The following is a 20,550-nucleotide window of genomic DNA, read 5'->3' on the forward strand; positions in this document are numbered from 1 at the left end:
TTATCCCGGCGCACCTGCCCACCATTTTTCTGCCATCTCTGTCAGCGTTGCCGGCTGACCCTCTCGTCGATCCAGCTCGAGGCGAATTGAGACGTGCAGCCCTTCGAAACGGGGACGGCACGATAAATGCCCAACGCTTCACCGATTGCAAACGCCCGCTTGTGGTGCTCGGGCTGGTGGATGCCGATCGCCGCGAGCGTTGCATTCATCGTCCACTGGACTTGTGGGGCGGCGTTCGCCATCTCGGCTTCAATGCGGCCGAGTTCTGATCCACCTGGTCGGCGGTTAGCGTCTTTGGTTTGATCAGTAGGATCGATAAGAACCGGGCCTCGATGTTTCCGCTTTCCCAGAGAGTCCGTGCCAACTCGTGATTGGTCTTGATCCGCTTGGCCAGCGTTTCATTCGGCGTCGACGGCATGGTGATTGAGTCTCCATTTGGCCGGTGACGGGCATCCAGCGACCATCTGTCTGTCAAGTGTTTCCGAATTGAGAGTCGCTGTGTGCTGCTGGTATATTCTTGTGGATCAAACTCGCACGCATTTCGTCGATCGAAGCAAGCCACCGAAGCAAGCCATGGAACACTACGACTTCACCAAACTCGACTCCAAAGGCCGTCAACCGAAGGTCGTGCATCGCTCGGACTGGGAATCGCATGCCGATTTGTGGATGGGCGTGTTGGAAGGCAAGGACATCGGGGCAGGCGTCACGGTACTGTTTTACGCAACCGATGAAATCGGCAAGGGGCCACTCTGGCACGTTCATCCGTACGACGAATTGTTCATCGTTCGCAAGGGAAGGGCTCTGTTCACCATCGGTGACAAGAAGATCGAGGCAGAGACCGGCGATGTGCTCCTCGGTCCTGCCGACATCCCACACAAGTATCACAGCATCGGCCCGGGCCGGCTTGAAACCACCGACATCCATCTGTCGGATCGATGGATCCAAACGAACCTCGATGACCCAGAGCTGGCAAGGTGATGGGGGTAAAACGATGGGGGCAGAACACGGGCACATCCGCGGATGCGCAAAACGGGCAATTGCAAACGACTAATGCGTTGACCGGAGCGATCGTTGATCGGCCAATCGACGTTGACTTGGCGGGAAACATCGGAATGTTGACCGATCCGATGGATTCGACCCTAGAATGGGTCTCATGTGACTCCGCCGCGACCCTCCGTCGAATCTGAATCAGGACAGGACCATGACAAAATACTTACTTGCCGTGCTGTGGGCTGGATTGCTGGCAAGCGTCGCGATGATCGGGATCTCGCCAATCCTCGCCCAAACGCCTGTTTTGCCGAAAGGTGTTGAAAGTGAGTTTGAGACGCAGGAGGGGCCGGTTCTGAAGGTGTTCTCCGCTGAACAAGACGGGCATCGGTTCGTCGCCTACGTGGTCCAATGGAAGGACTTTGAGGTGATCGTGAGTGACCCGTTGGCCCGCAGTGACTTCCGAGCGGGTGACACCATCCAGTTCATGGCACAAAAGGTACGCCTGCCGAATGTCTCCACCTTGAATTTCGTTCTTCTTTCAGCCCCCGCGGAAGCCAAACGAAAAGGAGCCGAAGACGCGGTTTCCCCAGCGGAACGGAAGCGCATGATGGATCTTGTCGGGGGTGACCTGAATGCGGCCAGAAACGAGAACGAGCGTTTCTACGCGTTGAACCGGGCTGCGAAGCATGCATTGAAAAACGGAAAGACGGAGGAGGCCCGGAAACTCGCGGAGGAATTGTTGCGACGCGCCCAGACACAACGCGATGACTGGAACTACGGCAACGCCATCCAGGATGGGAATCAAGTGCTGGGGCGTATCGCCCTTGCAACGGGCGACATCGCCGAGGCAAAAAAACGCCTGCTTGCGTCCGTTGAGAGTAAAGGGTCACCGCAAATGAATTCGTTTGGCCCCAACATGCAACTGGCCAAGGAACTTCTTGCCGCCAATGAGAAGCAGGTCGTCCTGGAATACTTTGATCTCTGCCGAAAATTCTGGAAGCTGGGCGTTGATCGGCTGGATGCCTGGACCGAATCGGTGGAAAACGGAGAGACGCCGGAGTTCGACGCAAATCTTGACTACTGAAATTTGCGGAGCATTGACAGATGCATTTTCGGCGAGATTCCCGAATTCGTTTCGACGGATTCGGCGTGGCGCTGACCCTTGTTCTCCAATTGGTCGCTTCAAGCGTCGCCGTTGCCCAGGTCCATCTGGCCAATCCGTTTGCCGATCGGATGGTGCTGCAGTGCGAGCTGCCGGTTTACTTTGTCCAGTTGCCACAATGGTCCAGTTACGCGTGGACGTACTTGCGGGAGGAACAGCGGCGTGCCCAGAGCCTGCCGCACACCGGCATGGTCGTGACCATTGATTTGGATAACGGCAATGACATCCACCCGCCGAACAAGATCGACGTCGCAGAGCGTTTGGCGAGCTGGCCGTTGGCCGTTGGCCAACGAAAACGAATACGGGCGCAAGATCGAAACCAGTGGGCCGATGTTTCGTGAGGCGAAGATTCACGAAGGAACCGCTACCGTTTCATTCGAGCATGCCAAATCGGGACTGATGGTCGGGCGTGTCGCGGGCGTGCAGTCGATCCAGCCGAGTCATGAGGGTCGGCTCAACGGATTCGAATTGATCGGGCGAGAGGGGCGGTCCCGAACCGAATCATGGCGAAACTGTTCCGAAGCCGGTAGTCTGCATCGACGTCAGGACCGAAGCGTCCGGGCGGATGTTTTTGTGTGTCAAGCTGATCCAGTCGCCAAACCGAGTCACCCTCGCCTGACTCAATGTTGATTGAGCCGTGTGGCATCTACTCGCAGCGGAAGGAAGGGATTCGGTCGTCCCCAAGTTCATTCGAGAATTACTATGATGAAACCTTTTTTTATAGCCGCTACGCTGATCTTCGCAACGATTTCCGCGGCCGAAGCGCAGGTTCTTGATAAACGACAACAACTGCAGAATGAGGCGTGGTGGTACAACCGCGACTTTGACTGGTACGAGAAGAATATCCCCTTTTTTGAATGTCCCGACCGCGAGATCACAACGACTTATTACTATCGGTGGGACTTGCTAACGAAGCACCTTACGTACGGCAGTCCCAATACAGGTTACATTTTCACGGAGTTCATCGACCGTCCGTTTTGGTCAGGCGCTTACGGAGCGATCAGTTGTCCGGCCGGCCATCAGCTCTATGAAGCTCGCTGGCTGCGCACCCCGCGCGTCGCCAACGACTACTCGCGTTACTGGCTACGAACTCCGGGCGCTCAGCCGAGGAATTATTCCAACTGGCTAGCGGACTCGGCTTGGGCAGTCCATCAGGTTCATCCAGACGAAGAGTTTCTGGCCGATCTGCTGGACGACCTCGTCAAGAACTTTGAGGGCTGGGAGCAACGCCACTTTGTTCCCGAAGTCGGTCTGTTCTGGCAGACGGGCCACGATGATGGCATGGAGTTCAACATCAACAGCCGACAGACACGTGACATCCTGCGCGGGGCTCCCAGCTATCGTCCCTCATTCAACGCTTACATGTGGGCTGACGCACAGGCGATCACTCGGATTGCCGTACTCGCCAACCGCAGGGACGTCGCCAAACGCTTCACCGAGAAAGCTGACGCCCTCAAAGCGAAGATGCTGGAGATGATGTGGGACGAGCGCCGTCAGTTCTTTTTTCCCGTTCTGAAGAACGACGAAGAACGCGACGGCTATAAGATGAAGGCTCTCACGCGAACGTACGAGAGTGGCCAACATGCCGGTGACCCACACGGTCGTGAGCTGATTGGTTACGTCCCGTGGCAGTTTAACCTGCTGTCTGGTTCTACGAAGTACGATGTCGCGTGGAAGAAGCTGATGGATCGCGACGGGTTCTACGCCGACTTTGGGCCGTCCACCGTCGAACGTAATGACCCGATGTTCTTGTTGAAGAAGTCATGTTGCTGGTGGAGCGGCCAGTCATGGCCCTACGCGACGACTCAGACATTGAAGGCGCTTGCCAACTCGCTTCAAAGCGGTAGCAAGGCTCTTACCAATGCTGACTACACCAAGCTGCTCGGCATCTACGCTCGATCGCACCGCAAGAATGGAAAGCCTTATCTAGCCGAAGCGTTGCACCCCGACACCGGATCGTTTGAAGGTCACGACGGTTACAACCACTCGGAACATTATCTGCATTCCGGCTACTGCGATCTTGTCATTACCGGTCTCGCCGGACTGGTTCCACGAGACGATGACACGTTGGAGGTCCGTCCGCTAGCTCCTACCGATTGGGGCTACTTCGCGCTCGACACTGTGCCCTATCGAGGCCACTTAATTAGCGTTGTTTGGGACAAGCGCGGCGACCGCTACAAACTTGGGAAAGGCCTTCACCTGCTAGTTGATGGCCAACGAGTCGGGGGCGCGGACAAACTCCAACCTGTTGTGGTGAAAGAAGCCGTTCCGGTGAAGCCCGAAGGTCGCACGAGCGCGGCCGATCGCACGGCACCTGTTGCAACCAACTTTGCTGTCAATAACGACGGCACATACTTCCCCCGTATTACCGCCAGCTATACCGCTCCGAACACTTCGCTGTCGAAACTAAACGATGGCAACTATTGGTACCTGCTGCATCCACCGAATCGTTGGACATGCCAAGGCTCTCCAAATCTGGAAGACTGGATCACCGTAGCCTTCGGTACACCGCGGACGATACACACAGTCAAGGTCTACGTGCTTGATGACAGCGACCTACCGGAAAGCCCCATCACTGCACCACAGGCGATTCGGCTGGAATCATGGATGGATGGTAATTGGAAATCAGTGGATTACGAAACGACATCCGATAGGATCGTCGGTCATCGACCTTACACTCTGACCTTTGGCCCGTTGAAGACTCAAAAACTCCGCGCGATTCTGGTCCATAGTTCGTCCGGTCGCTCCGGTCTTACAGAAATCGAAGCTTGGGGCGACGTCCCCCTTCCGCTCGAGTCGCGGCCTCATCCGCCAGGCAACTTGGCGTTCAATGATGGCCGAAGGGAGTTTCCGAAAGCAACGGCCAGCTACCATGATCGATTTGGCGGCGTGCCTGAGTCTGCGATTGACGGGAAAACCAACTTCTTGCCGACCCCAACAAACCGTTGGACCAGCTACGAATCACCCAACCATGTTGACTGGCTACAAATCGAATTTGGCAAATCGGTCGAGTTCAATAGAATTGAACTTGCCATCTACGACGATCGAGGCGGCGTCCAGCGTCCCGTCAAATACGATTTCGAGATCAGGAAGGACGACAACTGGCTGCCCATCACCGATGCCAAACGCAGTCCCGAGGAACCGGCCGGCAGTCAATGGAACTCCGCCACCTTTGCACGAATTAAGACCAGCAGTCTTCGAATCCGATTCACCAACCGTGGTCGAGCTCGCAGCGGGGTCACTGAAGTCATGGTGTGGAACGACGAGCAGAGAGAGTAAAAGCTACGAAATCGGGGCTAGTAGAGATGACGGAGCGTATTCATCTCAACGTCGAATGCAAGGCGTCTGAGGGATTAGCTCAACGGTGCGAGATCAACCCCAGCATGTCGCCAGCACAAACAGTCACGCTGCGCCGCCAGTTTGGAATCCATCAGCTTCTGTTTTGCATCGGCTTTGCTGCCGTTTGCTTCGCCATCGTGAACCTTCAGGTGTCCAAGCGAATCGTCAGTCACCGAAGTCTCGATCTTGTTCTTGAAGGGATTTTGGTCGCCTTGTTTGCGATTGCCGTCGCGTGGACGACCTTGACATCAAGGGCGGGATCTCTTGCGCGGTGCGGGGCCGTTTTGATTGGCTTGACCGCGGCGATCATGCTCGCACCTCAAGTGTTTTGGCGGCGGGGCTTCGATCTTGCGTTGTGGCAGATGGTGCTGTGCTGCAATTCGTTTTTGACGCTGATCTTCTTGGTTTTTCGCGTCCACGGTTATCGTCTGACACAACGTCCACCCATGCGAGAATTGACAGGGGATTCTTGAGCAAAATGAACCGTGACCGCAGATCGCACCTGCGGACACGACGATTGCTGTATCGGGTCTGAAAAAGCTGGCAGGGAGTTTCCATAGGTTTCGCATCGCCATGATGGGCTCGAGGAAGCTGACCGGAGGTCTTCAGAATTCGAGTGTGTCAGTGCTGCCCGAACGAAGAGGCATTGGTCGAACTTAGGCGTTCACTTGCCGCTTCCATCGCACGGAGACACTCGACCTGCTCGGCAACCAGCGTGCCGTCCGCTTTCGGTCCGAGATGGTACGACGGCGCGTACTTGAAGCCTCGCTTGCGAACCGCCTCGCCAAGCTCACCGCCCAGGTCCCGCTTCGGCCTTCATGCGGACGGCGTTCCACGGTGTCAGATCAGAATCGCAATTGGCCCAGCCGTCGTGGTGTTCCGTCGTCACCGGCCAAGAGGCCTGGAACCGGGGACTTCGGGTGTCAGCGGCAGGCCGCGGCAAGACGGCAGGCCGCGGCAGGACCGTACGGCGACCCGGGCTCCTTTATCTGAATCCACGGTGTCGCAATTTCACATACCGGCGACGCAAAAGATCGTTGCATGCCCGCAAACTCGCGGCTAGGTTCAACAAACACCCACTTCTTCCAGGGGGGGCAACCCCACTGTACTCATTTTCTCATCGGGTAGTTTTATGAGACGCTTCAAGCACAGTCGTGGTTTCACATTGGTGGAACTTCTTGTCGTCATCGCCATCATTGGCATTCTGGTCGGGCTGCTATTGCCGGCGGTGCAATCGGCGCGCGAGGCAGCCCGCCGTATGAGTTGCAGCAACAATTTTAAGCAGATCGGAATCGGCATTCACAACTATCACTCCGCGTACAAACGCATCCCCGCTCAGGGGATCGGCACGGTGGCCACTCCGAGCCAGCCCAGAGCGTGGTGGCAAGAAAGCGCTGCGGGCACTGGCACGCTGTTTGTCAACAACCGACGCTTGAGCACGTTGGTCGGGCTCTTGCCGTTCATCGAACAGCAGGGTCTATGGGACCTGATTTCCAACCCCAACGCGACGCGGACCGACGGCGACCCCAATGCACCGGTCGGAACCCGCGCCACCCCTTGGGCTGCCATGGGTCCGACGCCGGGCACGATCCAATACCTGCCGTGGACATTCGAGATCCCGACGTACCGCTGTCCGAGTGACCCGGGCGTGGGGTTGCCGGCGCTGGGGCGAACCAATTACGCCGCATGCATGGGTGACAGTCATTACTTCACGATGTGGGGACCCTGGAACAATCAGCGTGATACACGCGTGCAAGGCCGCGTCCGCCATGCCCAAGCAGCGCACCGTGGCTTCTTCAAGCCGTTTGACGAAAACGGTCGTTTCCGTGACGTTCTTGACGGCTTGTCGAATACGATCGCGATGGGTGAAATTGCAACGGACTTGGGCGACAGCTTCATTTCAACCAGTCCTCCGAGAGACGGCCGGGGCTTGGGCGGCAACCTCGCTGTGATTCGGATGATCCGTGACAATCCCGGGACCTGCGACCAGTTCATCGACCCCGACCGCCCGCGCTACTGGCTCAACGGTGGCGACAGGCTCACCCATGCCCGTGGTTTTAAATGGGCCGATGCCAATCAGATGTTCTCGGGCTGCTTTACGATCTTGCCTCCCAACGATGTGTACTGCGGGCGACACAATTCCAATCACCTGTCAGGAACCGCCCCGGTGTCCAGCCGACACACCGGAGGTGCTCATGTCCTGATGGCTGATGGAGCGGTGATCTTCATGACCGATTCGGTGGAAGCCGGCAGCCGGAATCAAGGCGATGTCTGGCTCAACGGCACAGGCAACCGGGCACCCGGCAACGAAAGCCCCCATGGGCTCTGGGGAGCGCTTGGGACGCGTGCCAGCAGTGAAACGATCCAGGAACAACTGAATCAATGACCTGACGTCGATCTCGGATGCCGCGTCTCGACGCGGCATCCACCCCTCATTTTGCAACGCTCCATCCAACCTGAATCTGATGAATCCACATGAAAACTTTTTCCCGGTTCCTTTTGATCCTTTGTTCGGCAACCGCCATGATTGCCTCGGTCGGCTGCGGCGATAATTCAAATCCCGCGTCGATGACCGAAGGCGTCGAGCTGAGCGAAATCGAAGCCTACGAAAAGGCCGTCCTTGAGATGGAAGCCGAAGACGCGGGAAGCATGGACGACGTGGACGAATAAGCCCTCGACGCCCGTGAGGCCAAACGCCGGTGGTCGCATTGACCGACGTTTGGCCGATCATCTTCATCACCTGCGGTCGAAACCAGACCCGGCTGATCGGTGATTGACCAAGGCGCTCAGCTTGGCGAGCATCTTCGCAGCGTCTGCAGCTCACGTTCCGAGTGGCTACAAAACGTTGCCCGCACCGGGAGCGTACAACTCCGCGTCGATGCTTTCTGTGGTGATGCTGCCCGCTTCCAAGTTGCCATGAATTTCCACCTGAGCATCAAATTCGACAGTCGGTGCACTGACGGAGACTGCGTCGGCACTGATTTCGATCGCGGTGAAATTGATGGTCAAGACACCGTCAGTGAAATCAAAGACCTGCTCAAAGGCGGTGACGCGATCGGAGATCGCTTCGCTTTCGCTGATCTGCATCTCGATCGCACTGCCCTGGTCGGTCAATTGTTGTTGCAGCGAATTGATCTGCGATTGTTGCTGCGCGACGAGTGCGGCCAAGGCGGCAACTTGTTCTTCCAGCGTGGGTCTCGGCGGGAGCGTGGTTGTCGTCGTGCTAAACGTCTTCGTCGGCGACTTGAGCAACGACGTCGGTTCGGCGGAAATCACTGGGGTGGCGACGAATGCTAACAGCAGGAACGCAAGGGCTCGATGACGTTTCATGGGATTTGATTTGATCGATGGGAGACGATGGCGGAAACAGGCTAGTGATCTGCCAAGCGAAGTTGGCAGGCGATTGTTACCAGGAAATCGGGTAAAATTCGACATCCGAGGCTAGAAGCCTGTCCCACGTACCTGCCGACAAGGCGTTGCTTGATGACGTTTCCATTCCGCGTCTTGCTCGTGCTCGCACCGATCTTCCTTCCGCTCCGAAGTAGCATTTCCCAGGAATCGGCGCCGACAACCACTCCGCTGCACCGAATCGTCCCCCGGACGCCTGCGGAGCTTCGCGAGTTTTTTCGCTACACCGGATCGCGTCTGCCGATCGCCAGCGCCCATCGCGGTGGCGCCGGGCCGGGCTATCCGGAAAACTGCATCGCCACGTTTGAGCACACGCTCGCGGAAACGTTTTCGATGCTGGAGATCGATCCGCGGATGACCAAAGACGGCCACGTCGTCCTGCATCACGATGCGACACTCGATCGAACGACCACCGGAACCGGGAAACTGGCCGACAAGACACTGGCCGAACTGAAGCAATTGCGGCTCAAGGACAGCGAAGGAAAGGTGACCGACGATCAAATCCCGACGCTCGATGAGGCGTTGCGCTGGGCGAAGGGCAAGACGATCTTGGTCTTGGATCAAAAAGACGTGCCACTGGAAACTCGCGTCGAAAAAATCAGCCAGCACAAGGCGGAAGCCTACGCGATGATGATCGTCGGAAATTTTCAGGATGTCGTTGCCTGCCACCGGTTGAACCGCGACATCATGATGGAGGTGATGATTTCCAGTCATGCCAAAGTCCAAGCGTTCGATGCTCTCGGTGTTCCTTGGCAAAACGTGATCGCGTTTCTCGGTCACGTCCCACCGACAGACCATTCGCTCTACGAAGCGGTCCATCAGAAAGGAGCGTCCACCATGATCGGGACTTCGCGCAACCTGGACCGCGTGTTTCACCAACGCGCCCGTGACGAAGCCGATTCGCTCCGCCGCGACTATCAAATGATTTTGGGCCGTGGTGCGGATGTCATCGAGACCGATCTGCCACGCGAGGTCGGGCGTTTGCTGTATGCACCGCTGTCGAAGTCAACGCAGGGGCATCGCTTGTTGCCAGTCGAATAGGGGACGCGACTGTTGCGGGCAGATGGCAGAAAAAGCGGGGGGCAGAAAAATGGTGTCTGGGATGGGCGACAAGAAAAGGGGTGACAGGAAAATGCGAGATGCGGGGGCAGGGGGCGTGAGGCGGCCAGGAACGGTCGGAGCAGCGACTTCCCCTGGGGCGGTTTAACGTAGGCTGGGCGGGCATTGAACGAAACAATCCTTGACGCGGACGTAGGAGCCGACCACGCTCGGCTGCATCACTTCGTCCCTTGACGCGAACACGCACGGCGTTTCATGAATGGGTCCACTTCGATCAACAAGATGCGTCTGGGCATGGCCGTTCTGGCCGGCACGTGTCTGATTGCGGTCACGGGCTATGTGATCGCCGGTTGGTCGCTGCTCGACGCGGTCTACATGGTGGCGATTACCATTTTTGGTGTCGGCTATGGCGAAGTGCGTCCGGTCGTTGATCCGGGGCTAAAACTGTTTACCCTGGCCGTCGTGGTCACCGGGTGCAGCAGCGGCATTTACGTCCTCGGTGGATTTGTGCAAATGATCGCCGAGGGAGAGATCCAGCGTGCTTTGGGAGCCAGACGAATGAGCCGTGGAATCGAACAGACCCAGGGTCACGCCATCATTTGCGGATACGGACGCGTCGGTCGCAGCCTGGTTGCCGAATTGCGGGAAGCCGGCGTCGACCTGGTCGTCGTCGACCGCGACACCGAACGGCTGGCCGAGGCGGAACGGGACGGAATCCTGGTGGTCTCCGGCGATGCGTCCGAAGAAGAGATCCTGCGACGAGCCGGTATCGACCGCGCTACCGTACTCGCTTCCGTGCTTCCCGGTGATGCGGAAAACGTCTTCGTCACCCTGACGGCACGCGAGTTGAACGAAACGATCCAGATCATCGCGCGTGGCGAATCCGAAGCGACCGAGCGAAAACTGATCCGCAGCGGTGCCAATCGAGTGGTCCTGCCGACGATGATCGGCGCGTCCAAAATCGCGCAGCTGATCGCCTGCCCCACGGTCGAGACGCTCGTCAGCGATGCCAAGGCGTTTTCGCGAATGAACCAGGACCTGGAAGCATTCGGGTTGGGGATGATGGAAATCCCGATCGGGGCTCAATCGGCTTTGGTCGGTTGCACGATCAAGGACATCGAGCTGACCGGTGATGGCGGGAACGTCGTGGTGGCCATCAATCGCGCCCAGGGTGAGGTCGTTCGCAATCCCAAAATGGAAGATGTCGTCGGCGCGGGCGACCGGCTGATCGTCCTGTCCCACAAGGAAGACCTACCCGCCGTGACGCGTCGCGCCGCACAGAAATCCGAGCAGATGTCGTATCGGGGGACCCGCTATTAAACACTGGGGTAAGCCGGAAGCTTGCCAATTCGGGAAACGCGCCGAGCTTTCAGCTCGTCGGATGGCAAGCTGGAAGCTTACCCCACTTGGCGAGCTGGAAGCTTACCCCACAGTTTCGATTACAATTCGGCTGTTTTCATCCTCCAGGAGACAGTCATGGATCGTCGTCAGTTTGCCGCAATCTCTGCCGGGCTCGTTGCCGGGGCCCATGCCTCGGGCCAGTCAGAATCAAATTCGTTTCCGGTCGCAGTGATCGGGCACACCGGCCGCGGGGATTACGGGCATGGCCTGGACACCGTTTGGAAACGCATTCCCGGAGCCTCGATCGTCGCGATCGCCGATACGAATCCGACGGGGCGACGAAAAGAGCTCCAAAAGCTCGGACTCGGCGATGAGGCCGGCTACGCCGATTATCGCGAGATGCTTGCCAAGACGACGCCATGGATCGTTGCCGTCTGCCCACGTCATGTCGACCAACACCGCGACATGGTCTTGGCGGCGATCGAATCGGGTGCGAAAGGCATCTACGTCGAAAAACCGTTTGTTCGAACGCCGCATGAAGCCGACCAGGTCTTGGCGGCCTGCGCCGAGCACGGCGCGAAAGTGGCTGTCGCTCATCGCAACCGATACCACCCGGTCATCAAAGTGATCGCGAATTTGATCGAAGAAAAACGCATCGGCCGTGTGCTTGAGATCCGCGGCCGGGGCAAGGGGGACCGCCGCGGCGGGGGCGAAGATTTGTGGGTGCTCGGATCACACGTGCTGAACATGATCACCGTTCTGGCCGGCAAACCGCAAAGCTGCTCTGCGATGTTGATGCAAGACGGACGTCCGGTGACGAAGCGGGACGTGCGCGAAGGTGCCGAGGGCTTGGGGCCGCTCGCCGGCGACGAACTGCACGCCAGGTTCCTGTTTGACCGAGGACTGACCGTCTACTTTGATTCGGTGGCCAACGACGGAACCGCGAACCACGGATTTGGTTTGCAAATCATCGGCAGCGAAGGAACGATCGCGATCCAAGCGGATCGCGATCCACTGGCGTATTTGATCCCTGGCAACCCCTTCAAACGTCGCGATGCGGGATCACGCTGGCTGCCGATCACCAGCGGCGGCGTCGACGTCGCCGAGCCGAACCCTGAACTGATCCATCGGGTTCAACATCATGACGTCGCTGCGGCGGATCTCGTTCAAGCGATCGGGGAAAACCGCCAACCCCTGTGCAGTGCCGCCGAAGCAACCCTGACCGTCGAGATGATTTGCGGCGTCTTCGAATCACATCGCCAGGCTGGCGCAGCGGTCTCGTTCCCCCTGGCCGAGCGGGACCATCCGTTGCTTGCATTGTAGATCACCGTAGACCGGACCTGGTTTGGACGACTTCCTGCGGGAACGGTGCCCACTAGAGCAGCACGCTCCCCCTTGGTTATTCTGTACCAATGGCGAACAAAAAAACGAAGCGGAAACCGCCGCCACGTCGTCGAAAACGACCGGCATCCCCGGCGGCTACATCGGAGCGGATCGAGAAACGCTCACAGCGAATGAAACCGTTGACCGCGACCGGCGAATCGACCGAGGACGCCGCCGTTTTTGATGACGCGGCCCTCAAGTCACTGCCCGAGGATCTGGCCGGTGAAGCCGCGGCGGTGCGGGAATCGCTCTCCGCGGTCGAAACGGGGGACGACAAACGGGCGACCGATTTGCTCAGCAAAATCCCCCGAAAAAGTCCCTACAGTCAGTGGCGGATGTTCATCCGCGGTTTGATCGATTGGTATCGCGGTGATGCCACCAAAGCCGACGAAGCGTTTTCGCGACTGGATCAAGATCGTCGCCCCGCCCGAATCGCCGCGACGCTGGTCGAGGCCAAGCAGTGGCCCGCCGCCGAGCCATTGCGGCCGGGGGCGGCGTTCGCCAGGTCGGTACTGATCGAACGACCTGCGTTGAAAGAGGCGCGCGACATCCTGCTCAAGAAAGAAATCATTCCCGCTGAGATTCGAGGCGATGTGCTGATCGGTTGGGAGCGATTGGATGTACTGATCGAATTTTTCAAAGCACATCGGCAGTTCGAACCGCGGCTCGTCGCTGCCCTCGGCGAAGAAGTGATCTCGCGACTGTTTCAGATGACCTTTGTCGACTTGTACGAGCGGGGGATCAAGTCGATCCCGGGCCCCCCGCACGATCCCAACCATACGCTTCGCAACCATTTCTACTTTTCGCGATTTAGGAGTTCGAACGCGAAATCCGAGCAGTCTTTGGAACGCTATCTGAACGATGAGCTTCCGAAGAATCAGCAGTTGTCTCCTGCGATGCGTGGCGCGATTGCCGCCCAATTGCATTTCGGCCGGGCGATGGAGGACATCGCGACGCTGGCCCAATCACCGTTCGCTCAACTTGGCATCGACCCGTTTGAAGAAAACACTGACCTGGAGGAGCAGATCTTTCGCGGACTCGAAGCTGCGACGAAGAGCTTTCCGAAATTTGAGCGGGCACATCAAGAGCGGACGAAGTGGATTCGTCAATTCGCCGAAGACCAAGACCAACGCAAGGACGACCGGGCTTACTGGGAACAGTGTCTTGCCGAAGCGATGCGCGACTGGTCCGAAGGTCTTCCCGAATGCATCGAACCGAGATTGTGGCTGGTCGATTATTATCTGGAAAACGAAGAACTCGACCTCGCCCAGCCCCACGTCGATTGGCTCGGAAAGTCGCGTCACAGCGACCCCCGCGTTCGAGCCACGCGTTGGAAATGGTGCCTCTTGGAGGCCATGCGATTGTGCCGACGAAAAGCCTGGCTGGGGCAAGTCGCCGAGCAGCTCGATCAAGCCGAGGCCTGTTGGCCGAATTGGTTGTCCCCAACCTGGTCGGGTTACCTTCGCGCCGCACTGGCCCTGCGGCAAGGCGACGCGGAGCAGTACCAACAACGCAGGGCCGAGGCGAGGGCGGCGTTGGACGGCGGCGACGAGGCCGACCTGGCCGACGCGGTGATGATGCTGGGGGCTGCCCAGCGGATGCGAGTGCCCAGTGCCGATCTCAAGCCGCTTCGCGTTCCCATCGATTCGGCGGCGAAGAACACCTCGGCGCTCTCCTCCAAGACGCTGCTTTTGGCCGGCGCGTTTTTCTACGACCTGCATCGCACCGGGCTGCTCTATCCCGCCTATCGAATGCATGGCGGAAAATTCGCCGACGAGCTGTTCAGCCGAATCGAAACCACCGCGGAGTGCAACAAAGTTCTAGAGCTGGAGGTTCCCGGGTGGCCCGCCATCTGCTGGCTGTCGACACGCACCCTGTTTGCGGGGACCTTCCAACCGAAGCTCCCCGCCGGTCTGCAAAAAGCCGGAAGCAAATTAAATCCTGATCTGACCGCGGCCCTCGAACTGCAAGCGATCCTCCAGGTCCCCAGACTCAATCGAAAACCGCGGCAGCTTTCTGCCTTGGTGCAGCGCGTCCGGGCTGCCGCAGATGCACAGACCGATCCATTCCAACGACATTGGTTCAATACGTTGGTCCGTGAAGGGGAGATGGTCAGCACCGCGGATAGCGATTTCGAAGACTCCTTCCGCAAGATGTTTGAGCGGGTCATCGATGGCGTCGCCCCCGATTGGGAGTCCGACGAAGACGATGACTTCTACGAGGACGACGAAGACACGTTTGACCCGTATTGCGATTGCGAACATTGCACCCGTGCTCGAGAACGACTGGGGATCCCGCATCCGATCAACGAGGAGGATGGGGACGAAGGCATTGATCAGCGGACGGGGCCGGCCATGCGACTCGATCCCGCAGAACTGCCCTTCGGCGAGCCCGCCGCACCGGTCAATTTGGATCCCAACGTGGAGCCTCCGCCGCCGAGCACCCCAGCGCCGCGGCCCAAGTTCGAGGTCGATCCCGAACGGCGCCGCAATCGACCGAAAAACCCCATGAAGAAACGGAAATCGCGATGAACGACTCAACCGCCTCCTCCGTCACCGATCCGTTCGCCGTGCTGGGATTAAAAGCCGGCTGCGACGAAGCCGAAGTCCGCGCGCGATACCTGGAACTGGTCCGTGAGCACCCGCCGGAAAAAGACGCCGAGATGTTCGGCAAGATCCAAGCCGCCTATCAAGCGGCGCGCGATCCCCTGTTCCTGGCCAAACAGCTGATCTGGTTCGATGAACAGGAGCCGCGACCTTGGAAGCAGATCCTGGACGAACAAGCCGCGCAGACGCCGCGATTGCCCACCGCCCATCTACTCAGCCTGGGCAATCTGTCGGCCAAGGCGAAGGAGGATCAAGATGGGTGATTCAATCGCCGAACGACAAAACGACTTCGGTTTGATCGATGTGATCGAAGCCTTCACCGCGATGCGGCAAGAGTTTCGCAATCGGTCCAACGAAGATCGTGAACTGGCCCAATCGCTGCATGAATCGACGACGAAGGTCGAAAGTTTTGCCCAACGGGTCACCGGATTGCTCGATTCCATCGAATCAAAAACCACCGCGTCGTCGGAGGATGATGCGGCACGACGATTGGCCGAGTGCTTGGCCGAGGTGGATCATTGTGTGTCCTACGCGATCGCAAGGGTCACCCAACCGAGTTCCGCCCCGAGGGAGCAGATCGAACAATCGATCAAAGCATTCGAACAAAACATTCGCACGCAGTCGGAGACCGTGATCGCGTCGCAGGGCTGGCTGGCCCGACGGTTCGCTCGACCGGCCGCAAATCAAATTTGCGAGATGGTTGACCGGGAACTCCAGCGTGCCAAGAATCAACTCGACCAAGCCCTGGCGGGACTTGCATCGCAAGATGCGACGATCAAGGGGTTGGCGATGTTGGCCGATCGCGTCCGCAAGCTGATCGAGACCAGCGGGATCGCCAAGGTCGAGACCGTGGGAAAACCATTCGACGGCGAGATCATGCACGCGATCGCTTCCGTGGCCGCCGAAACGATCGCCGAATCATTCCCCGCGCGAGACGGATCGCTTTCCGGAACCGTGATCGAACAGATCGCGCCCGCCTACCTCTACAAAGGGCGGGTGCTGCGTTTTGCGGAAGTCAAAGTTGCGTTGTAACCGCCCTCCTGTTTTTACTTAAATTGGATCCCTTGCAGTGACTCATTCCGACCTCTCGCCCGTGATCGGCATCGACCTCGGCACCACCAACAGTGTTGTCGCGGTCGTCGACGCAGGTCAGCCCAAGGTCCTTGCCGTCGACGGTGCGTCGATCATGCCTTCGGTGGTCGGGATCGACCCGAGTGGCAAATTGATCACCGGCTTGGTCGCACGCAACCAACAAGTCGCATTTCCGGACCGGACGGTGACGTCGGTCAAACGGCAAATGGGCAAAACGGTCCGAATCCCGATGGGCGATCAGGAATTTTCGCCTCCGGAGATCAGTGCAATCATCCTCCGCCGCCTCAAGGACCACGCGGCGATGGCACTCGGGGTTCCGGTCGACCGCGCGGTGATCACCGTGCCCGCGTTTTTTGATGAAAACCAGCGTCAAGCGACTCGCCACGCCGGGGAATTGGCGGGACTCAAGGTGGAACGGATCATCAATGAACCGACCGCCGCCACGCTGGCCTATCATGTACACGAAGACCGCGATATCAATGTCGTCGTCTACGATTTCGGTGGCGGCACCTTCGACGTTTCTATCGCCCGTATGGAGGCCGGCGTGATCGAAGTGATCAGCAGTCGTGGGGACACCGCACTCGGTGGCGACGATTTAGATCTTGCCCTGATGAATCACGTTGCCGATCGGTTCCAATCGGAACACGAAGTCGACCTGCGCGAGAACACGTCGGCCCGATGGCGACTGCTGCACGCCTGTGAGTCGGCCAAACGCGACTTGTCGACCGAGGAAACGGTGACGATTTCCGAAGAATTCATTGCCGAAAAAGATGGCCAACCCCTGCACCTGTCGGTCGCGGTTTCGCGTGATGAGTACGAAACGCTCATTTCCGGCTTCGTCGATCGTACCATCGAGTGCGTGGATCAAGCGCTGCGGGATGCGAAACTGACCTTGGACCAAATCGATGAACTGGTCCTTGTCGGTGGCTCTACCCGGACGCCGTTGGTCGAATCCCGCTTGCGCCAGGAATTCGGGCTCGCCCCCTGTCGCGCGGTCGACCCGGATCTGGCAGTTGCCCTGGGGGCGGCGATTCAGGGCGCGATGATTGAAGGCCAAGCCGTCGATGCGGTGTTGGTCGACGTCGCCACCCACACCTTGGGCATCGCAGCCCTCGCAGGCAGCGTTTTCGGATTGGGCGATCTGAAGTTTGTACCGATTCTCCATCGTGGGTCTCCGCTACCGGCCCGTTACGAAGACGCGTTCTTTGCCGTATCCGACGATCAAAAAGTTGCCGAAATCAAAGTCTATCAAGGAGAGCACGACGATCTGAAGCACAACAAACCGCTCGGCAAATTCAATTTGCCGCTCAAGAATCCTTCGGATTTACGCGGCAAAATCGTCGTCCGATTTGAATTGACCCTCGACGGAACGCTAAAAGTTACCGCCACACAGTCGGCCACCGGAATCAGCGAAGAACTGTCGATCACCAACGCCCTTTCCGAGTCCCAGGAGGAAGGACGCGCCGACGCGATCCGGCGAATCGACGACCTGTTCGAAACGGTCGAACCGATTCCGGCGGAAGACGCATCCGAGACTCAACCAGGTTGGCAACCGCGGCATCGAATCGACGCCGCCCAAGCTGTTGCGGACCCGAATTCGTCGACGAAGGAACTGGCCCTGATCGCCAAAGCGCTCCGCGTGGCGGGCTCGGCCGGAAAGGAAGATGCCGAAGAACTCCACGATTTGATCACGCAATTGAAGGAAGCCGTCGACGAGGAAAACGACGACTTGATCGACGCGTTGGTCCAAGAGATCGAGGATGTGATCTTTTATGTCGAGCAATGACCTTCGATGCCCCGCTTGCAGGGCGAAGCAACCCCTGCAACCGGTTTGTCGTCGCTGCGACGCCGATCTGAAACTACTGGTTCGCGCCCTCGAGCACGTCGCGGCGCTGGTCGCCCGGCACGAACAGGCGCGTGCTCGAGCCGACCATCATGCGATGGAAACCACCGCGCGACAGCTCGCGTTGATCGCTCCCAAACGGCTGGCGGCGATCTGCCTCGACGAAGGCGATCGTTGACTCACGGCGTCTTGTAACTCTCGGCCACATCGACCTTCGCTTCTTCGACGTGGTAAAACCGCTTGCAGTTGGTGCAGTACAGGTACCAGGCGAAATGATAGGCCGCGTTCGCCTTGTGCTTCTTGGGAATCCGTTTCTCCAACGCGTGCCCGCAGGCTCGGCAGGGGTCACCCGTTTTCTTCGGCTTGCCGCCAGACGTCGCGTTGGCGGGCGCGGTGACGTTGGCGGGCGCGGTGGCGTTGGCGGGCGCGGTGGCGTTGGCGGGCGCGGTGACGTTGGCGGGCGCGGTGGGGTTGGGTGTCGACGATTGGACGGGTGTGGCCGGGGCGGTCCGGCTGGCCGGCTTGGATTTGCGTTTGCCTTGTTTTGATCGAAACCCTTCATCGATGGCCAGGGTGATCGCCTGCCTTGCTTCGCCGGCCAATTGATCGCAACGGTCGTTGTCTTCGATCCCCGAATGACCCTTGATCCAAATCAGCTCGACGTCATGTTTGAGGTATTGATCGAGAAACCGTTCCCAAAGATCCACCGATCGCGACTTCCTGCCTTTCCATTGCCTGGAAGCGTGGCGAAACAGAAGCCCGGTGTTGACGGAATCGACAACGTAACGTGAATCGCTGTGAAGCCGAACCCGACAACGCCGTTTCAACGCCTCCAGCCCGACAACGGCCGCCATCAATTCCATCCGCTCCACGGTCGTTTGCTGAAACCCGCAACTGAGCTCTTTGTGGTGGTCGCCGAATCGCAAGACGACGCCATACCCGCCCTTGCCGCCTTCTTTTTCTGCGCCACCGTCGCTAAAAATCGACACCCGCCCTACCGGGTTGTTGTCGGAATTCTCCGACAGATAAATCAATTCCAGCTCCGGTGACCGCGCAAAGGAGTACAGCAGTTGGCGACGAATCTCGGTCTCGTCCAGGCCACGTCCGACGTGAAAGGGCAACCAAGCCAACGAGTGAAATCCACGCCGCAACGTCTCCTCCAAAATGGTCTTTGACAGCCGCTTGAAGTCCTCGGCGCGGAGTTCGCCTTGGGGATGAACACGCGAAGGGGCCAAGAAAACAGTCGCAGACCGATCGGACGTCGGGGGTAAAACAAGCAGTTCGCCCGGTCGCAGGTCGCCGGCATTGAAATGCCGCTCGTACGCACCCGCCACGTCGCTAAATGCAGCCGAACATCGACGCAGCGCAGCGGTCGGCTCGCCGCCGACACAGTCGACATCGACGACCAATGCGTCCGTCGGCAATTGCGTCAATGCAGTGCTGGAAAATCGAAGCATCGGCAGAAGCTGTCTCGGGCGGCGCTGGGGCGATCTAGAATAGCTATTGTTCGTCGCCGGCGGAGCGATGTCCAGGCCGTTCGAGGTAGGGGACCGGTTGTAGGGGGGGGGAAGTGAGCGAGCGGGGAGAAGGATGGAGGCAGAACGAAGGTGAGGGCGATGTGATGGGAGGGCCGAACGATCGAGAGCCGTTGTGGGTCTGGCCCGCTGCGCGCCAACGCATGCGATTGGGACTCGCCCTGCTCGGACTCAGTCTACTCTTTGTGATCGTCTACGGCGGCGCGGAAATCATCACGTCGCTGCGAACGGCGCGTTATCCAGTGCATTTCTCGTTTGAATTGTCGCTTCCGTTTGTCCCCGCGTTGAGTCTCGTCTACTCCTCTGTCTATTTGATGTTTGGGTTCATTGCACTGACCTTGCCAACCCAAGACCGCCTGAATCAGTTTGTCGCGCAAATGGTTCTGATGACACTGATCGCCGGCGCGTGTTTTCTGATCTATCCGGCTGAGTTGGCTTTTGAGACACCGGAAGTGGTCGGATGGGCGGCAATGCCGTTTCGATGGGCCGATCGAATCAATTTGACCTACAACTGTGCGCCTTCATTGCACGTGGCATACGCGAGCTTGTGCGCCGCGACGATGTGGCGTCGACGGCGCGTCTGGGGAATGGTGTTTTGCGTTTGGGCGATCGCCATCGCGGTCTCGGCCTGGCTGACCTACCAGCACCATCTGGTCGATTTGATCACCGGCGGTCTGCTGGGCACCTGGACCGCCCGTCAAGTGAGCCTCCACCGCGTCTTCGCGCGTCGGTAGATTCTTTGCGGTTGGTCGCCAGGCGGACGGGATCGGGGTATGCTGTAGCCCCCGGCAA

Annotated in this window: 20 protein-coding genes; 16 read left to right on the forward strand and 4 right to left on the reverse strand. The window is 58.6% G+C overall.

The features are described from left to right. Positions 1 to 41: 41 nt before the first annotated feature. Together NZK35_RS12195 and NZK35_RS12200 are read right to left on the reverse strand one after the other, a co-directional pair. Complete coding sequence (locus tag NZK35_RS12195) at positions 42 to 209, reverse strand: hypothetical protein (protein WP_259632812.1); 168 nt, start codon at positions 207 to 209, stop codon at positions 42 to 44. Then, complete coding sequence (locus NZK35_RS12200; RefSeq protein ID WP_259632813.1) at positions 206 to 418, reverse strand: hypothetical protein; 213 nt, start codon at positions 416 to 418, stop codon at positions 206 to 208. Before NZK35_RS12200 ends, NZK35_RS12195 begins: the two co-directional genes overlap by 4 nt. Positions 419 to 573: 155 nt before the next feature. On the opposite strand from NZK35_RS12200, the gene NZK35_RS12205 reads away from it, so the two are divergent. The 7 genes from NZK35_RS12205 to NZK35_RS12235 all read left to right on the forward strand — a co-directional run bounded on the left by NZK35_RS12205 (position 574) and on the right by NZK35_RS12235 (position 8,161). Further along, the gene (locus NZK35_RS12205) at positions 574 to 978 is read left to right on the forward strand and encodes a cupin domain-containing protein (protein ID WP_259632814.1); all 405 of its coding nucleotides are present in this window, start codon (positions 574 to 576) and stop codon (positions 976 to 978) included. A gap of 454 nt (positions 979 to 1,432) precedes the next feature. Next, positions 1,433 to 2,074: a hypothetical protein gene (locus tag NZK35_RS12210; protein ID WP_259632815.1), complete on the forward strand. Its 642-nt coding sequence runs from the start codon at positions 1,433 to 1,435 to the stop codon at positions 2,072 to 2,074. A gap of 20 nt (positions 2,075 to 2,094) precedes the next feature. Then, a complete protein-coding gene (locus NZK35_RS12215; protein ID WP_259632816.1) occupies positions 2,095 to 2,493 on the forward strand; it encodes a hypothetical protein in 399 nt (132 codons plus the stop codon). 361 nt (positions 2,494 to 2,854) lie between these two features. Then, positions 2,855 to 5,431, forward strand: coding sequence for a discoidin domain-containing protein (locus NZK35_RS12220; protein ID WP_259632817.1), 2,577 nt, complete (start codon positions 2,855 to 2,857; stop codon positions 5,429 to 5,431). Beyond that, a complete protein-coding gene (locus NZK35_RS12225) occupies positions 5,407 to 5,964 on the forward strand; it encodes a hypothetical protein (RefSeq protein WP_259632818.1) in 558 nt (185 codons plus the stop codon). Before NZK35_RS12220 ends, NZK35_RS12225 begins: the two co-directional genes overlap by 25 nt. A gap of 659 nt (positions 5,965 to 6,623) precedes the next feature. Continuing rightward, positions 6,624 to 7,877, forward strand: coding sequence for a DUF1559 domain-containing protein (locus NZK35_RS12230; protein ID WP_259632819.1), 1,254 nt, complete (start codon positions 6,624 to 6,626; stop codon positions 7,875 to 7,877). A gap of 89 nt (positions 7,878 to 7,966) precedes the next feature. Continuing rightward, positions 7,967 to 8,161 (forward strand): hypothetical protein, encoded by a 195-nt coding sequence (locus NZK35_RS12235; protein ID WP_259632820.1) that lies wholly within the window; start codon positions 7,967 to 7,969, stop codon positions 8,159 to 8,161. A gap of 165 nt (positions 8,162 to 8,326) precedes the next feature. On the opposite strand, the gene NZK35_RS12240 is transcribed toward NZK35_RS12235, so the two are convergent. Beyond that, complete coding sequence (locus tag NZK35_RS12240; RefSeq protein ID WP_259632821.1) at positions 8,327 to 8,821, reverse strand: hypothetical protein; 495 nt, start codon at positions 8,819 to 8,821, stop codon at positions 8,327 to 8,329. A 153-nt stretch (positions 8,822 to 8,974) separates the two neighbouring features. On the opposite strand from NZK35_RS12240, the gene NZK35_RS12245 reads away from it, so the two are divergent. The 8 genes from NZK35_RS12245 to NZK35_RS12280 all read left to right on the forward strand — a co-directional run bounded on the left by NZK35_RS12245 (position 8,975) and on the right by NZK35_RS12280 (position 18,401). Continuing rightward, positions 8,975 to 9,940: a glycerophosphodiester phosphodiesterase family protein gene (locus tag NZK35_RS12245; RefSeq protein WP_259632822.1), complete on the forward strand. Its 966-nt coding sequence runs from the start codon at positions 8,975 to 8,977 to the stop codon at positions 9,938 to 9,940. A 273-nt stretch (positions 9,941 to 10,213) separates the two neighbouring features. After that, on the forward strand, positions 10,214 to 11,278 hold the full coding sequence (locus NZK35_RS12250) for a potassium channel family protein (RefSeq protein WP_259632823.1): 1,065 nt from the start codon (positions 10,214 to 10,216) through the stop codon (positions 11,276 to 11,278). A 156-nt stretch (positions 11,279 to 11,434) separates the two neighbouring features. Next, complete coding sequence (locus tag NZK35_RS12255; RefSeq protein WP_259632824.1) at positions 11,435 to 12,622, forward strand: Gfo/Idh/MocA family protein; 1,188 nt, start codon at positions 11,435 to 11,437, stop codon at positions 12,620 to 12,622. Positions 12,623 to 12,711: 89 nt separating this feature from the next. Beyond that, the gene (locus NZK35_RS12260) at positions 12,712 to 15,213 is read left to right on the forward strand and encodes a hypothetical protein (protein WP_259632825.1); all 2,502 of its coding nucleotides are present in this window, start codon (positions 12,712 to 12,714) and stop codon (positions 15,211 to 15,213) included. Continuing rightward, positions 15,210 to 15,551 carry a J domain-containing protein gene (locus NZK35_RS12265; protein ID WP_259632826.1) on the forward strand — a complete coding sequence of 114 codons (342 nt, stop codon included), beginning with the start codon at positions 15,210 to 15,212 and terminating at the stop codon, positions 15,549 to 15,551. Before NZK35_RS12260 ends, NZK35_RS12265 begins: the two co-directional genes overlap by 4 nt. Continuing rightward, on the forward strand, positions 15,544 to 16,320 hold the full coding sequence (locus tag NZK35_RS12270) for a nucleotide exchange factor GrpE (protein WP_259632827.1): 777 nt from the start codon (positions 15,544 to 15,546) through the stop codon (positions 16,318 to 16,320). The genes NZK35_RS12265 and NZK35_RS12270 overlap by 8 nt, the downstream gene beginning before the upstream one ends. A 37-nt stretch (positions 16,321 to 16,357) precedes the next feature. After that, a complete protein-coding gene (locus NZK35_RS12275; protein WP_259632828.1) occupies positions 16,358 to 18,166 on the forward strand; it encodes an Hsp70 family protein in 1,809 nt (602 codons plus the stop codon). Continuing rightward, a complete protein-coding gene (locus tag NZK35_RS12280) occupies positions 18,153 to 18,401 on the forward strand; it encodes a hypothetical protein (protein WP_259632829.1) in 249 nt (82 codons plus the stop codon). Before NZK35_RS12275 ends, NZK35_RS12280 begins: the two co-directional genes overlap by 14 nt. 1 nt (position 18,402) lies before the next feature. Here the strand turns inward: NZK35_RS12280 and NZK35_RS12285 are convergent, their stop codons facing one another. Further along, complete coding sequence (locus tag NZK35_RS12285) at positions 18,403 to 19,680, reverse strand: RNase H family protein (protein ID WP_259632830.1); 1,278 nt, start codon at positions 19,678 to 19,680, stop codon at positions 18,403 to 18,405. Between the two features lie 164 nt (positions 19,681 to 19,844). On the opposite strand from NZK35_RS12285, the gene NZK35_RS12290 reads away from it, so the two are divergent. After that, the gene (locus tag NZK35_RS12290) at positions 19,845 to 20,492 is read left to right on the forward strand and encodes a phosphatase PAP2 family protein (protein ID WP_259632831.1); all 648 of its coding nucleotides are present in this window, start codon (positions 19,845 to 19,847) and stop codon (positions 20,490 to 20,492) included. The last annotated feature ends 58 nt before the right edge of the window (positions 20,493 to 20,550 follow it).

It is taken from the genome of Stieleria sedimenti (genome assembly GCF_025060895.1).
Taxonomy (GTDB): domain Bacteria; phylum Planctomycetota; class Planctomycetia; order Pirellulales; family Pirellulaceae; genus Stieleria; species Stieleria sedimenti.